The sequence below is a fragment of the Allobosea sp. P4_E12 genome (assembly GCF_056401655.1).
On record NZ_JBFUIY010000016.1, the window covers coordinates 133170 to 148341 of the forward strand.

The 15172-nt window shown below is 65.0% G+C and carries 12 protein-coding genes; 9 read left to right on the forward strand and 3 right to left on the reverse strand.

Annotation, left to right across the window (positions count from 1 at the left end; all coding sequences use genetic code 11):
- The first annotated feature begins 1 nt into the window (after position 1).
- Positions 2-1555, forward strand: a complete 1554-nt coding sequence (locus tag AC1DW9_RS20840) for an ABC transporter substrate-binding protein (protein WP_476776381.1) — start codon at positions 2-4, stop codon at positions 1553-1555.
- 12 nt (positions 1556-1567) lie between these two features.
- On the opposite strand, the gene aptA is transcribed toward AC1DW9_RS20840, so the two are convergent.
- The gene (gene aptA, locus AC1DW9_RS20845) at positions 1568-2905 is read right to left on the reverse strand and encodes an omega-aminotransferase AptA (RefSeq protein WP_441507096.1); all 1338 of its coding nucleotides are present in this window, start codon (positions 2903-2905) and stop codon (positions 1568-1570) included.
- A 103-nt stretch (positions 2906-3008) separates the two neighbouring features.
- Positions 3009-3905, reverse strand: coding sequence for a GntR family transcriptional regulator (locus AC1DW9_RS20850; RefSeq protein WP_441507097.1), 897 nt, complete (start codon positions 3903-3905; stop codon positions 3009-3011).
- An 83-nt stretch (positions 3906-3988) separates the two neighbouring features.
- Here AC1DW9_RS20850 and AC1DW9_RS20855 point away from each other — a divergent pair, with 83 nt between their 5' ends.
- Both AC1DW9_RS20855 and AC1DW9_RS20860 read left to right on the forward strand, forming a co-directional pair.
- Positions 3989-5131, forward strand: a complete 1143-nt coding sequence (locus tag AC1DW9_RS20855) for a C45 family autoproteolytic acyltransferase/hydolase (protein WP_441507098.1) — start codon at positions 3989-3991, stop codon at positions 5129-5131.
- Between the two features lie 75 nt (positions 5132-5206).
- On the forward strand, positions 5207-6778 hold the full coding sequence (locus AC1DW9_RS20860; protein ID WP_441507099.1) for an ABC transporter substrate-binding protein: 1572 nt from the start codon (positions 5207-5209) through the stop codon (positions 6776-6778).
- Here AC1DW9_RS20860 and AC1DW9_RS20865 read toward each other — a convergent pair.
- A complete protein-coding gene (locus AC1DW9_RS20865; protein WP_441507100.1) occupies positions 6775-7431 on the reverse strand; it encodes a GntR family transcriptional regulator in 657 nt (218 codons plus the stop codon). The two genes, AC1DW9_RS20860 and AC1DW9_RS20865, sit on opposite strands and share 4 nt — an antisense overlap.
- A gap of 128 nt (positions 7432-7559) precedes the next feature.
- On the opposite strand from AC1DW9_RS20865, the gene AC1DW9_RS20870 reads away from it, so the two are divergent.
- From AC1DW9_RS20870 to AC1DW9_RS20895, 6 genes are all read left to right on the forward strand, one after another.
- Positions 7560-8453: an alpha/beta hydrolase family protein gene (locus tag AC1DW9_RS20870; RefSeq protein WP_441507126.1), complete on the forward strand. Its 894-nt coding sequence runs from the start codon at positions 7560-7562 to the stop codon at positions 8451-8453.
- Between the two features lies 1 nt (position 8454).
- Entirely contained in the window at positions 8455-10005 is a 1551-nt protein-coding gene (locus tag AC1DW9_RS20875) for an ABC transporter substrate-binding protein (RefSeq protein ID WP_441490843.1), read from the forward strand.
- A 79-nt stretch (positions 10006-10084) separates the two neighbouring features.
- The gene (locus AC1DW9_RS20880; protein ID WP_441507101.1) at positions 10085-11635 is read left to right on the forward strand and encodes an ABC transporter substrate-binding protein; all 1551 of its coding nucleotides are present in this window, start codon (positions 10085-10087) and stop codon (positions 11633-11635) included.
- A gap of 31 nt (positions 11636-11666) precedes the next feature.
- A complete protein-coding gene (locus AC1DW9_RS20885; protein WP_069880964.1) occupies positions 11667-12611 on the forward strand; it encodes an ABC transporter permease in 945 nt (314 codons plus the stop codon).
- Positions 12608-13423, forward strand: a complete 816-nt coding sequence (locus AC1DW9_RS20890) for an ABC transporter permease (protein ID WP_069880963.1) — start codon at positions 12608-12610, stop codon at positions 13421-13423. The genes AC1DW9_RS20885 and AC1DW9_RS20890 overlap by 4 nt, the downstream gene beginning before the upstream one ends.
- The gene (locus AC1DW9_RS20895; RefSeq protein WP_441507102.1) at positions 13423-15084 is read left to right on the forward strand and encodes an ABC transporter ATP-binding protein; all 1662 of its coding nucleotides are present in this window, start codon (positions 13423-13425) and stop codon (positions 15082-15084) included. The genes AC1DW9_RS20890 and AC1DW9_RS20895 overlap by 1 nt, the downstream gene beginning before the upstream one ends.
- Positions 15085-15172 lie beyond the last annotated feature (88 nt).

Here is a 15172-nt window from a genome sequence, read left to right on the forward strand (position 1 = left end):
CATGAGACGTGCTTCACGAACGCGCATTGCGGCGATGGCGCTGCTCGCGGCACTGTCGAGTGCTCCGGTGGCAGCGCAAACCCTGACCATCGCTCTCAGGGCCGATATTCGCGGCACGAATCCGGGCGTCAATCGCGACGACGACAGCGACGCGGTGACCCTCCACATGGTCGAAGGGCTGGTCGCCTATCGCGAAGGCGGCACCGTCGGGCCCATGCTGGCGGAGAAGGTCGAGACCTCACCGGATGGGTTGAGCTACACCTTCGAACTGCGCAAGGGACTGACCTTCCACAACGGTGCGCCGCTGACCGCCGCGGACGTCGTCTGGAGTTGGCAGCGATATATGGACCCGAAAACGGAATGGCGTTGCCTTGCCGATTTCGACGGCCGCAGCGGGCTCAAGGTCGAAGCGGTCGAAGCCGTGTCGCCAACCACCGTGCGAATGCGCATCAACCAGCCCAACGCGCTCTTTCTGTTCTCGCTGGCGCGCACCGATTGCGGCAGCGCCGCAGTAATCCATAAGGATTCGTTGAATCCTGACGGGTCGTGGAAAGCACCGGTCGGGACCGGCCCGTTCAAGTTCGGCGAGTGGCGGCGGGGCCAGCAGATCAGCCTGATGCGCTTCGCTGGCTACCAGTCGCTGCCCGGCGGCCTCGACGGCTTTGCCGGCAGCAAGCGGCCGCTCGTTCCGGAGGTCAGGTTCCTGGTCGTCCCGGATGCAGCCTCGGTGAAGGCCGGCCTGATCGCAGGCCAGATCGACATCGCCGAAGTGCTGGGCTCTGATGTCTCCGAGCTGAAGAAGGCTCCCGGTATAACGGTCCAGACCGCGACCACGGCAGCGCGCCATGCACTGCTCTTCCAGACCAATGACCCGATCTTCAGGACGCCGGCGATGCGCCAGGCGCTTGCGGCGGCCATCGATTTCAGCCAGCTCGTCGCGATCGTCTCCGATCTCGGCGTGCAGCCGAACAACTCCACGATCCACGCCAAGTCGGCCTATCACAGCGACGTGCAGAACCTCTCGCACGGCTACGATCCGGCGCGTGCGAAGAAGCTTCTCACCGAGGCCGGCTACAAGGGCGAGCGGCTGAAGATCACCACCAATAACCGTAAATCGGCGCCAAGCTTCAACATCGCAGTCGTGCTGCAGTCGATGTTCCAGGCCGTCGGCGTCAACTCGGACATCGATGTCGTGGAGTGGGCGACCCATATGGATCGCTTCCTCAAGGGCAATTACCAGCTGATGGTGCATTCCTACTCGGCGCGGCTCGACCCGGCGCTGAGCTTCGAGCATTTCACCGGGCCGAAGGCGGACCAGCCCCGCAAGGTCTGGGATGACCCCGCTGTGATTGCGCTGCTCGACAAGGCCTCGAAGATCGAGAGCCCGGCCGAGCGTCAGAAGATCTTCGACGAACTGCACAAGCGGATGATCGACGACGTGCCGCTGGTGATGCTGTTCAACTCGATCGAAGCCTGGGCCTCGACGGCGCGCGTCTCCGGCTTCGTGCCGTGGGAGTCGCGCGTGCGGGCCTGGGAGGTTGCTATCAAGTCCTGAAGAGCCGATGCATCAATCGATGCTGCGCAGGGCAGTTGCGATGGTCGCGAAAACCAGGTCGATCTCGCCTTCCGAGACGATGAGCGGCGGCGACAGCACGATCGTGTCGCCCGACCCGCGCACCAGCACACCTGCCTCATAGCAGGCCTTGGCGCAGGCCGCTCCGCGCGCGCCGGGCTGCCCTGGCCGCGGTGTCAGCTCCACGGCGCCGAGCAGGCCGATGCTGCGGATGTCGGCAACATGCGGGGAGCCTTTGAGCGCCAGCGCACGCTCCTGCCAATGCGTGCTTGCCGCCTTTGCGCGCGCCACGATGCCCTGTTCGGCAAAGACATCGAGCGTGGCGAGCCCAGCGGCACAAGCGAGCGGGTGAGCCGAATAGGTATAGCCGTGGAACAGCTCGATCACCTCGGGCGGGCCGGCCATGAAGGCATCATAGACCGTATTCGAGACGATGACGCCGCCCATCGGCACCGCCCCATTGGTCATGCCCTTGGCGCAGGTGATGAGATCGGGCGTCACGCCGAATGCCTGCGCCGCGAATGGGGTGCCGAGGCGTCCAAAGCCCGTGATGACCTCGTCGAAGATCAGGAGCACGCCATGCTTGTCGCAGATCGCGCGCAGGCGCTCGAGATAACCCTTCGGCGGCGCGTAGACGCCGCCCGAGCCGGTCACCGGCTCGACGATGACGGCCGCGACGCTGGCCGGGTCGTTCATCTCGAGCACGCGCTCGAGTTCCTCGGCATAGGCCGCGCCGGTGTCCGGCTGGCCGCGCGAGAACGCCATGCCGGCATCATAGGGTAGGGCGAGATGGGCGACTTCCGGCAGCAGCGGGCCAAAGCCGCGCTTGTGCCGGCCGAGGCCTGCCACGGAAAGCCCGCCAAAACCCATGCCGTGATAGCCCTTGGCCCGGCCGATCAGCTTGGTGCGGCGCGCGTCGCCGCGCGCATGGTGATAGGCGCGTGCGATCTTGAGCGCGGTATCGACCGCCTCGGAGCCGGAATTGACGAAGAAGACGTGATCGAGCCCCTCGGGCGCGAAATCGCACAGCCGTGCCGCATAGGTCTGCGCGGCAGGATGGCTCATCTTGAACGAAGAGACGAAATCGAGGCGCCCAGCCGCCTCACGGATCGCCTCGACGATGCGCTGCTGGCCGTGGCCGGCATTGACGCACCAGAGGCCTGCCATCGCGTCGAGGACCTGGCGCCCTTCGGGAGTGAAGTAGTGCATGCCCTCGGCGCGCTCGAACAGCATCGGCTCCTGCTTGAAGCCGCGCATCGGCGTGAACGGCATCCAGAAGGCGTCCGGAGCGTTGCTGCGGTCGGTTTCGCTGCGAAGGGCGGTGGCTGGCATGAAGCGATCCTCGGGCGGGGCGATCCCATCACGGGCGCGCCATTGGCGAGAGGCGATACTGTCTTTATTCCGTACGAAAGACAATATCACTTCACATGCCTTGCTAGCCGGGCGTGGGCGGCGGTTGCCGGACTCTCCGCTTGAGTTCGCTGGCGCGCTGCAAATGCCGGCGCATCAGGACCGAGGCGATTTCCCGGTCTCCGGCTTGCAGGCGTTCGAGGATCTCGATGTGCTCGGTGCAGCTGACCTGGACCCGTTCGGTGCCGGAGCCCCAATCATAGTTGGAGAGCCGTCGCATCTGGTTTTCCCGGCGGATGGCGGAGTGGATGAAGCGATTGCCCGATGCGGCCGCGAGACCTTCGTGAAAGGCCGCGTTCATCTCGTAGAAGGCGACGCTGGAGGACTCGCGCCAGGGCTGGGTCAGGGTGTGGCGGTGCCGCCTCAGCATCTCCGCCGCCCAGTGCTCGTCGAGGCGAAAGCCAGGTTCGAGAAAACCCATGGGTTCGAGCAGCATGCGGAAGCGATAGCGCTCCATTCGCAGCGACGAATCCGAGGATTCATGCAGGAAGCGCCAGCCATAGCCCGGCTTGCGCTCCACCATCTCCAGCTCGGCCAGGCGTTTCAGGGTGCGCTGGATTTCCGGTCGCGCCATCTCGTATCGGCGCATCAGCTCCAGCTCGGAAACGTCATCGCCAAGCGCGCCGCTCTCGCGGTCGCGTGCGATCCTGACCAGAGCGAGGTCGGTCTCGTCGGGCGAGCCGCCACTGTCTGCCGGAAGCGGAAGCGCGCTGACCAGCTCGACGCCCTTGTTGGGGTGACGAAGCACGATTCCCTGGCCTTCGAGGTGGCTGAGCGCCGCCCGCACCGGGGTCCGCGAGACATTCAGGCGCTTGGCCAGATTGTTCTCGTTGAGCCATGCGCCCGCCGCGAGGCCATCCTCGCGCGCCAGTTGGATGATGCGCTCGGCCAGATCCTGCTGGAGCCGCGTCGGTTCGGCCATGAATTTCCTCTTGATTGTCTTACTGCGTGATGAAATACATTAACTGTTAGCCGGGCGCCAGAGCCGGCGCGGAGATTTGGTCCATGGTTGAGCCCTTTCCATTCATCGATGTTTCGGGATCGCCCTATGAGCGCGGCCGGCAGCATGGCGCAGCGGTCCCCACGCGCGTCAAGCGCAGCATCGAGCTCTATGGCGGCCAGCTCACCGATCTCGGCTACGATGCCGTTGCCAAGTCGCGATTGATCGCCGAATTCGCCCGCGAGATCGAGGCTTTCGGCGCCCACTATGTCGAGGAGATGCGCGGCATAGCCGACGGTGCCGGCGTCACGCTCGAAGATATCGTGATGGTCAATGCCCGCACCGAAGTCATGGCCAAGGCACGGCTCGAGAAGGCCAAGCCGGTCGAGGCCGGCGAGGAGCTCGACGATGGTTGCACGGGCGCGGTCATTCTGCCCGAGCGCAGCGTGACGGGCGAACTCATCCACGGCCAGAACTGGGACTGGAAGGCGGAATGCGCCGAGACCGCCATCGTGCTGCGCGTGCGCCGCGATGACGGCCCGGACTTCCTGACCTTTGTCGAGGCGGGCGGTCTTGCTCGCTGTGGCATGAACGCCGCCGGCGTTTCGATCACCGCCAACTATCTGGAATCCGAGCGCGACTTCACCCAGGCTGGCGTGCCGCTGGCGCTGATCCGGCGCAAGGTGCTGGAGCAGGAGCATTTCGCCATGGCGATGAAGGCCGTGGCGACGACGCCGAAGGCCTGCTCGAACAACATGATGCTCTCGACGGTCGCAGGCTTCGCCATCGACTTCGAATGCGCCCCTGATGAGGCCTTCCCGATCTACCCGGCCGATGGCCTGATCGTTCATGCCAACCATTGGGTCGGCTCGATCGCGCTCACCAAGATCAAGGACACCGGCATTCCGCGGGTGCCGGAGAGTTTCTATCGCGACTGGCGCGTCCGCAAGCTGCTCGACGATGCCGGCCGCAAGCTCAGCGTCGCCGATCTCAAGAATGCGTTCTTCGACGACTTCCTGTCGCCCTATGCCGTCTGCCGCCCGCCGCGTCCCAACGAGACCGGCAATCTCTCGGCCACGGTGTCGATGGTGATCATGCAGCCGGCGAAGGGCATCATGGAAGTGGCCCCGCTGCCGGCCCTGAACCGGCAGTTCACGCGCTACAGCCTGACTGACGATCCGGTGACGCTGGCCGAAGCCGCCGAGTGAGTTCTTTGCATGCGTCGGAGCCGTAGAGGGCGGCCCGACGCCATTCGCTAACAAAAAATCAGGAGGGGATCGAACATGGCTTTCAAACCGATTGCGGCAGCAGCGCTTGCCAGTGCGGCAATGACCTCGCTGCTGGCAGGTCTCGGCCCGTCGCTCGCGGCGCCAACGAGCATTCGCGCGCATCTCAATGCCGATATCCGCAGCATCAATCCGGGCGTGAACCGGGACGACAATACCGACGCCGTCGTGCTGCATATGGTCGAGGGCCTCGTCGCCTATGGCGATGATGCCGAGGTCAAGCCGCTCCTTGCCGAGAAGGTCGCGCTGTCCGAGGACGGGCTGAGCTACACCTTCACACTGCGCAAGGGGGTGAAGTTCCACAATGGCGCGCCGCTGACGGCTGCCGACGTCGTCTGGAGCTGGAACCGCTACATGGACCCGAAGACCGAATGGCGCTGCCTTTCGGAATTCGACGGGCGAGGGCGGGTCAAGGTCGAATCCGTAACGGCGCCGGATGCTTCGACGGTGGTGTTCAAGCTCGACAAGCCGAGCTCTCTCTTCCTTGCCAGCATCGCCCGCACCGATTGCGCCATGACCGGGATCATGCACAAGGATTCGGTGAAGGCGGATGGCAGTTTCGACAAGCCGATCGGCACGGGGCCATTCAGCTTCGGCGAATGGCGCCGCGGCGAATATATCCGGCTCGTGCGCAATGCCGACTACGCCAGCCTTCCCGGCAAGATCGATGGCTATACCGGCAGCAAGCGTCCGCTGGTGGATGAAGTCCGCTTCCTGATCGTGCCTGACAGCTCCACCGCCAAGGCCGCATTGCTGCGTGGCGACATCGACGTCATCCCCGACGTCGCCAACGCTGAAGTCGGCGAGCTGCGCAAGAACCCCAAGGTCGAGGTCTCGCTCGTCTCGAACATGGGATTGGTCGGCCTCCTGCTGCAGACCCGCGATCCGTTGCTGCAGAACCAGAAGCTGCGCCAGGCGATTGCCGCGGCGCTCGACGTCAACGAGATCGTCTCCGCCGTCACGGACGGCCTGGGCAAGCCGAACAATTCGATCGTCCCTGCGATGTCGTCCTATTACGGGCCGGTGCAGAAGCAGGGCTACAAGCACGATGTCGCGGCTGCCAAGAAGCTGCTTCAGGAAGCCGGCTACAAGGGCGAGCCGATCGTGATGCTCGCCAACAAGCGCTATCCGCAGAGCTTCGATTCCGCGGTGATCGCGCAGCAGATGCTGCAGGGCGCCGGCATCAATGTCTCGATCGAAGTGCTGGAATGGGCGACGCAGCTCGACCGCTACAGCAAGGGCAACTACCAGATGCAGGCTTTCCCCTATTCGGCCCGCCTCGACCCCGCACTGAGCTTCGAGTCGATCGCCGGTCCGAAAGCGACCCAGCCGCGCAAGGTCTGGGACGATCCGGACTCGCTCGCGCTGCTCGACAAGTCGATGGTGGTTTCGGACAAGGCCGAGCGCCAGAAGCTGTTCGACGAACTGCACACGCGCTTCATCGCCCAGGTGCCAATGGTCATGCTCTATAATGGGCTCGATGCCGGCGTCTATGCGAAGCGCGTGAAGGGCTACCAGTCCTCGATCCTGTCCAAGCCCAGGCTCTGGGAAGTCAGCGTCACCGACTAAAGGTCCCCCGGCTCTCTCTCGGGTGCATCCTTGAGAATATGAGCTGCAATCAACTGCGAGAGGCGCGCAATGTCGCGCTTCTCGATGGCTTCGATCATGGCGTGATGGTCACGGTCGCTGCGCAGCAGCGAGTCGTGGGAGGCCCATACCGTGACGTTCGACCCGCGCCCGCGATCACGCAGGTTCCAGATCAGCTCCTCCAGCACGGGGTTGCCGCTGAGATGATACATCACTTCGTGAAATTCCGCGTTGACCCGGCTCTGGTCGGCGCGCGTGCCCTCGCGCACCGCCACGCCGAACTCCTCGGCGAGGCCACGAAGCGTCGAGAGGGTTGCCGGCGTCATCCGGCCAACGATCGCGGTCGCGACGGAGGTCTCGATCACGATCCTGACGGACCGGATATGGCGCAGGGTCTCTCGATCGATCTCGGCCACGCGGTAGCCCCGGTTGGGGACATGTTCGATCGCCTTGCGCACGACGAGTTCGTCGAGCGCGGTGCGAACATCAAAGCGCGTCGCGGCGAATTTCTGCTCGATGTCGATCTGGCGGAGCCATTCGCCGGACCGGAAGTGGCCGAGCTTGATCGCCTCGGCGATCTCTCCAGCCAGGGCGTGTTTCGATTTCGGCTTACGCTTCACGGTCGTCATCGTCATCCCCTAGCTCATCTCGCCGCGATTTCGCTACCGGGCGAAGCGACCGATCCAAGCTTGCCAGCCTGAATGCAACGTGCAACATAATTGGCGCCAATTTAAAAGCCAATAAAGGATATCCGATGGCTGCGATGACTGCGACGCGTGAAGCGCCCGAAGCCGGGAAGGCCGACAAGGCTGCCGCGCTCTACGACATGGACCGGACCACGGTCTTCGCCAGCCGACACGATCCCCGCTTTGCCTATTGCCTCTACGTGCCGCCGTCAGTGGGGCAGGGCGGCGAGCCGCCGGCGCTGGTCGTCGCCATGCATGGCACCGGCCGCAGTTTCATCACCTATCGCGATGCCTTCACCGAGTTCGCGCGCTGGAACAACTGCATCGTGCTCGCGCCGCTCTTCCCGGTCGGGGTGCGGGGCGACGGCTATCGTGACGGCTTCAAGTACATGCGCGAAGCCGACATCCGCTACGATCACGAACTGCTTGCCATCGTCGATGAGGTCGGCGAGCGCTACAATCTCGACTTCAAGCGCTTTGCCCTGTTCGGGTATTCCGGCGGCGGGCACTTCGCACATCGCTTCATGCTTCTGCATCCCGACCGCCTCTGGGCTGCCTGCATCGGAGCACCGGGTTCGGTCACGCTGCTCGATCCGACGCGCGACTGGTGGGTCGGCACGCGGAATTTCGCGGCGCTGTTCGGGCAGGAGATCGACTTGGCCGCCCTCGCCAAAGTGCCGGTCCAGATGATCGTCGGGGCTGCCGATCTGGAAACCTGGGAAATCACCCACAAGGAAGGCGGCCGCAACTGGATGCCGGATGCCAACCATGCCGGCAAGACCCGCCCTGAGCGGCTCGCCAGCCTGCAGCGCTCCTTCGAAGCCGAAGGCGTGAAGGTGCGCTTCGATCTGGTGCCGAACATGCCGCATGACGGCGTCAAGGCTGTGCCGCGCGTCGAGGAATTCCTGGCGGAAACGCTGACCCGCCTGCGTGCAGATGCTGCGCCTCTCACCGTGCTGAAGGGGAAATGAAGTGAACCTGACGTCGTCCCTGGCTATTGCTTTGACCCTTGTTGCTGCGCCGGTTCTGGCCCAGCAATCGACGATCAATGTCGCGCTCAATGCGGACATCCGTTCGACCAACCCGGGCGTCAACCGGGACGACAATACCGATGCCGTCGTGCTGCACATGGTCGAGGGCCTGGTCGGCTACCGCGAGAACGGCGCGGTCGCGCCGTTGCTGGCGGAGTCGATCGCGGTCTCGCCCGACGGGCTCACTTACACCTTCACGCTGCGCAAGGGCGTGAAGTTCCACAATGGCGCGGTCATGACCTCGGCCGACGTGCTGTGGAACTGGAACCGCTACATGGACGCGAAGACCGACTGGCGCTGCCGGGCGGAATTCGACGGCCGGACCGGCATGAAGGTCACCAGTGTCGACGCACCTGATCCGTCGACCTTCGTCATGAAGCTGGAAAAGCCCAGTGCGATGTTCCTCGACACCATGGCGCGCACCGATTGCGCCATGGTCGCGATCATCCACAAGGACTCGGTGAAGGCCGACGGCAGCTGGGACCGGCCGATCGGCACCGGCCCCTTCACGCTCGGCGAATGGCGCCGCGGCGAATTCGTCTCGCTGAAGCGCTTCGACGGTTACGTCTCGCCCCCGGGCGAGCAGCGCGACGGCTATGTCGGCCGCAAGCGTGCCCTGGTGCCGGAGGTGAAATTCCTCTCCATCGCCGATGGCGCCACGATCAAGGCCGGCTTGATGTCGGGCGCATTGCATGTGGCAGACGTCCCTGATTCCGACGTGCCGGAAATGAAGAAGATCCCCAATCTCGAGGTGATGAGCGCCCCGAGCGCGACGAAGCACGCCTTCCTGTTCCAGACGCGCGACGCCCTGCTCGGCGATGTCCGGATGCGCCAGGCGATCGCGGCCGCGCTCGATCTCGACCAGATCGTCGCGCACACCTCGAACGAGCTCGGCAAGACCAACAACTCGGCGATCTATGTCACGTCGCCCTATTACAGCGAGGTGCAGCGCCAGCGTTACACCCAGGACCTCGCCAAGGTGAAGAAGCTGCTCGCCGAGGCCGGCTACAAGGGCCAGCCGATCAAGCTGATCGCCAATAAGCGCTCGACGGTGCCGAGCTTCCCGGCCGCGGTCGTGGCCCAGGCCATGCTGCAGGCCGCCGGCATCAACAGCGAGATCGAGGTGCTGGAATGGGCGACCCAGCTCGACCGCTATTCCAAGGGCAACTTCCAGATGATGTCCTTCAGCTATTCCGCCCGCATCGATCCTGCCCAGAGCTACAACCAGTTCAGCGGACCCAAGGACGCATTCCCGTCCAAGGCCTGGGACAGCCGGCGTGCCGACGAGCTGATCGAGAAGGCGACTCTCGTCGGCGATCCGGCCGAGCGCCAGAAGCTGTTCGACGAGCTCCACAAGCTGATGCTCGCCGAAGCTCCGCTGATCTTCCTCTACAATCAGGTCGACACGGCCGGTGTCTCCAGGAAGCTGCGCGGCTTTGCCCCCTGGGTCGCTGGGAAGCCGCGGCTCTGGGAGGTCAGCTTCGCCAATTGAGGCGTTGCTCCTGGCCCGCGCCGGACCCGGGCCAGCTCATCTCAAAACCAAGAAGAACGACGACAACAGGAACATCGACATGAACCGCATCTATGCCTCGGCCTTCGCACTGGCGACCTCAGCGCTCGTCGCTGGTCCGGCCGCCGCCCAGTCCGTCACGGTCGCGGTCGCTGCCGATATCCGCAGCTCCAATCCCGGCGTGAACCGCGACGACAACACGGATGATTTCGTCCTGCAGCTCGTCGAGGGCCTGGTCGGTTATGCCGAGGATGGCACGGTCGGGCCGCTTCTCGCCGAGAAGGTCGAGATGTCGGCCGACGGCAAGGCCTACACTTTCACGCTGCGCAAGGGCGTGAAGTTCCACAATGGCGCGGAGCTGACCTCGGCCGACGTCGTCTGGAGCTGGAACCGCTACATGGATCCGAAGACGGAGTGGCGTTGCCTGTCCGAATTCGACGGTCGCAATGGCCTGAAGGTCGAGGCGATCGAGGCTCCCGACGCCAACACCGTCGTGATGCGCATCAACTCGCCCAGCGCGCTCTTCCTCGACGCGCTGGCACGCACCGACTGCGCCATGGCCGCCGTCATCCACAAGGACTCGCTGAAGGCGGACGGTTCCTGGGACAAGCCGGTCGGCACCGGGCCGTTCAAGATCGGCGATTGGAAGCGCGGCGAGTATTTCACCATGACCGCCTTCGACGGCTATGTGTCGCCGAAGAGCGACAAGCGCGACGGCTATATCGGCCTGAAGAAGCCGCTCATCAAGGACGTGAAGTTCCTTGTCGTGCGCGATCCCGCGACGGTGAAGGCCGGCCTGATCTCAGGCGCCATCGACATGGCCGAAATCCTGCCGAGCGATGTCGAGGAACTGCGCAAGAATCCCAAGCTCGACGTGAAGGTCGCCCCGAACGCCGTGCGCCACACCTTCCTGTTCCAGACGAACGACGCGCTGATCAAGAACGTCAAGCTGCGCCAGGCCATCGCCGCCTCGCTCGACATGACCGAGCTGGTCGCAGCCGCCTCCAGCAATCTCGGCACGCCGAACAATTCGGCGATCTATCCGAGCTCGGCCTATTTCGGACCGGTCGAGAAGCAGGGCTTCAGCTATGACCCGGCCAAGGTGAAGAAGCTGCTCCAGGAGGCCGGCTACAAGGGCGAGAAGATCTCGATCATCGCCAACAAGCGCCCGACCGTGCCGAGTTTCCCGGCCGCCGTCGTGGCTCAGGCGATGATGCAGGCCGCCGGCATCAATGCCGAGATCGAGGTCCTGGACTGGGCAACCCAGCTCGATCGCTACAACAAGGGCAATTACCAGATGCAGTCCTTCTCCTATTCGGCACGCTTCGACCCCGCACTCGGGTTCGAGCAGTTCGCCGGGCCGAAGGACAAGCAGCCGCGCAAGGTCTGGGACAATGCCGAGGCGCAGGCACTGATCGACAAGTCGATGGTCGTTTCGGACAAGGCCGAGCGCCAGAAGCTCTTCGACGACCTGCACAAGCGCATGATCGAAGAGGTGCCGCTGATCATCTACTTCAACGGCCTCGACGTGATCGCGCATTCCAAGCGCGTGCGCGATTTCCAGCCGTGGCAGTCGAAGATGCGGATGTGGGGCGTCAACCTCGCCAATTGAGGCGCAGGTCTGACGGGGAGGGGAAGCACCAATGCTGCGTTTCGCGCTCACGCGCATCCTGATGGCGTTGCCGACACTGTTCATCGTGGCAGTCTCGGTTTTCGTCCTGATCCGGTTGATCCCGGGTGATCCGGCCCAGCTCATGCTGGGCGACCTCGCCGATCCGGCGAGCCTGGCCGATCTCCGGGCACGCCTGGGCCTCGATCGCAGCCTGCCGATGCAGTTCGCGATCTGGTTCGGCAATCTGCTGCAAGGCGATCTCGGCCAGTCGATCAATTCGCAACAGGCGGTCCTGCCGCTCATCGCCCAGCGCTTCTTCATCAGCGCGCAGGTGGTGCTGGTTGCGGTGCTGTTCGCCTGCCTGGTCGCCGTACCGGCCGGCGTGATTGCCGCCTGGCGCCAGAACAGCTCGCTCGATCTCACCCTGGTGGGGCTGGCGACGCTGCTGCTCTCGATCCCGACCTTCTGGCTCGGCCTGCTCCTGCTGCTGTTCTTCGGGCTGAAGCTCGAATGGCTTCCGGTCGTCGGCTATGTCTCGATCGGCGAGGACACGACACGCGGCATCCTCTACCTCGTCATGCCGATCCTGACGCTGTTCCTGCACGAGATCGGCGTGATCCTGCGCATGGCGCGCGCCTCGACGCTGGAGGTGCTGCGGCTCGACTACATCACCCATGCCCGCGCCAAGGGCCTCTCGGAAGGCGCCGTGCTCTGGCGCCACGCCTTCAAGAACGCCTTCGGGCCGACCTGGACGCTGATCGGGCTCGTGCTCGGCAACCTGCTCGGCGGCATCGCCGTGGTCGAGACCGTCTTCACCATTCCCGGCCTCGGCCGTCTGCTGGTCGATTCGATCTTCGCGCGCGATTACCCGGTGATCCAGGGCTGCCTGCTCTTCGTCGCCTTCACCTATGTCCTCGTCAATCTGGTGATCGACCTGTGCTATCCCATCTTCGACCCGCGGGTGACAGCCGAATGAAGCTCCCCGCACCCAACGCCCTGCTGGGCGGTCTGCTCATCGGTGTCCTGCTCGTCGTCGCCCTGACCGGCGCGGTCTGGACCCCCTACGATCCCCTGCAGCTCTCGTTCCGCGCCAAGCTCGCGGCGCCGAGCGCCATGCACTGGCTCGGCACCGATGAGTTCGGCCGCGACGTGCTCTCCCGCCTGATGGCGGGCGCTGCGACCAGCGTCTGGATCAGCCTGCTGACCGTCACGCTCGCCGTGACGCTGGGCACCGTGATCGGCGTCTTCAGTGGCTATCTCCGCGGCTGGTTCGACCGCATCGTCATGGCCTTCAACGATGCGCTGCTCGCCTTTCCCGGAATCCTGCTGGCGCTCGGCCTGCTCGCGGTGGTGGGTGCCAACAAATACGGCATCATCGTCGCGCTCGGCATCGCCTATGCGCCCTCGGTCGCCCGCATCGTGCGCGGCACGGTGCTTTCGCTGCGCGAGCGCGAATACATCGCCGCCTCCCGCGTGATGGGCAATTCCGAGGGCTTCACCATGGCCCGCCACATCCTGCCGAACTGCATCGCGCCGCTGACCGTGCTGGCGACCTCGATGTTCGGCTATGTGCTGCTGGCGGAGAGCGCGCTCTCCTTCCTCGGCCTCGGCGTGCCGCCACCGGCCCCGACCTGGGGCAACATGCTCGCCGGTTCGCGGCCCTATATCGGCCAGGCCGTCTGGCTCGGCATCTTCCCCGGCCTGTGCATTTCGCTGACGCTGCTCGGGATCAATCTTCTCGGCGATGCGGTGCGCGACAAGCTCGACCCGCGCATGAGGGGAATGTGATGGCCTCGTCCGAAACACTTCTGCGCGTCGACGACCTCACGCTCGAGATCGGCAGCACCGGCAAGCGCGTCGTCAACGGCGTCAGCTTTTCCGTCTCGCCAGGCGAGATCGTCGGCATCGTCGGCGAGTCCGGCTCCGGCAAGACCCTGGCTGCGCGCGCCCTGATGGGCTTCATCCCGCCCGCAGTCAGGCGCGTCGCCGGGTCGATCAAGTTCGAGGGCCAGGAGGTCACGACCATGGAACCGAAGCAGCTGCGCGCCATGCGCGGTTCGCGTGTCGGCATGGTCTTCCAGGAGCCGATGACCTCGCTGAACCCGTCGATGCTGATCGGCCGGCAGCTCGACGAGGGCCTGGCGCTGCATCGCAAGCTCAGCACCAGCGAGCGCAAGGAGTTGATCCTCGACATGCTCCGGCGTGTCGGCATCCGCGATCCCGAGGGCGCGTTGACCTCCTATCCGCATCAGTTCTCCGGCGGCATGCGCCAGCGCATCATGCTGGCCTCGGTGATGTTGCTGAAGCCGGCGCTGCTGATCGCCGACGAGCCGACGACGGCACTCGACGCTGTCGTGCAGCGCGACGTGCTGGAGCTGATGGTCGACCTGACCAAGGCCAACAACACCGCCGTGCTGATGATCAGCCACGACCTCGGCATGATCGCGCGCTATTCCGACCGCGCCATCGTGATGTGCCAGGGCGATGTCGTCGAGCAGGGCCGGACCGAGGAGCTGCTGGCGCGGCCGAAGCACCCCTATACGCGCAAGCTGCTGGCCGCGATGCCGCATCGCGGTCCGGCGCGCGCGCTGCCGGAAGCCGGAACGCCGATCGTCTCGGTGCGTGATCTCGTGATCGACTATGGCGGACGCCAGGGCTTCTTCCGCAAGGAGGCGCCGAAGCGCGCACTGCATGGCATCAGCCTGGATGTCGCGCCGGGCCAAGTCGTCGCCGTCGTCGGCGGCTCGGGCTCGGGCAAGACCACGCTCGGCCATGCGATCGCCGGCCTGATCAAGCCGACCAGCGGCGAGATCCGCTTCGAGGGCAAGCCGATCGACAAGAGCGAGACGGCCTATTGGGATTACCGGCTGAACTGCCAGATGGTCTTCCAGGATCCCTATTCCTCGCTCGATCCGCGCATGACCATCGGCGATCTCGTGGCCGAGCCGCTCCGGCTGGTGCCCGGCATGACGGCGGCCCTGAAGGCGGCGCGGCTGCAGGAGGTGCTGGCGGAGGTCGGCCTCGCCGACGGCTTCGCGTCACGCTATCCGCACGAGCTCTCGGGCGGCCAGCGCCAGCGCATCGCGATCGCACGCGCCGTGGTGCGCCGTCCGAAATTCGTGATCGCCGACGAGCCGGTCTCGGCCCTCGACGTGACGGTGCGGGCGCAGGTGCTGGAGCTCTTCGCCGAGCTGCAGCGCAAGCACGGCTTCTCCTGCCTGTTCATCAGCCATGATCTCGGCGTGGTCGAGCAGGTCGCCGACCGTGTCGTGGTGATGAACGAGGGCCGGATCGTCGAGGACGGGACCCGCGACGAGATCTTCGACCGGCCGCAGCATGCCTATACCCGCAAGCTGCTCTCTGCCGTGCCCGGCCTCGAAACCGCGCCGGACGGAGGCGTGCGCCTGTTCTGGCGGCTGGTCGACGAAACCGAAGCCGCGCTCGCCTGATCCCCAGCTTCCGGCGGCGGGCGCTACGCGCCCRCTCGCTCTCCTGCTATGAGGCAGGCCCCTGGCAGGGAGCGACGGATCAAGGCGA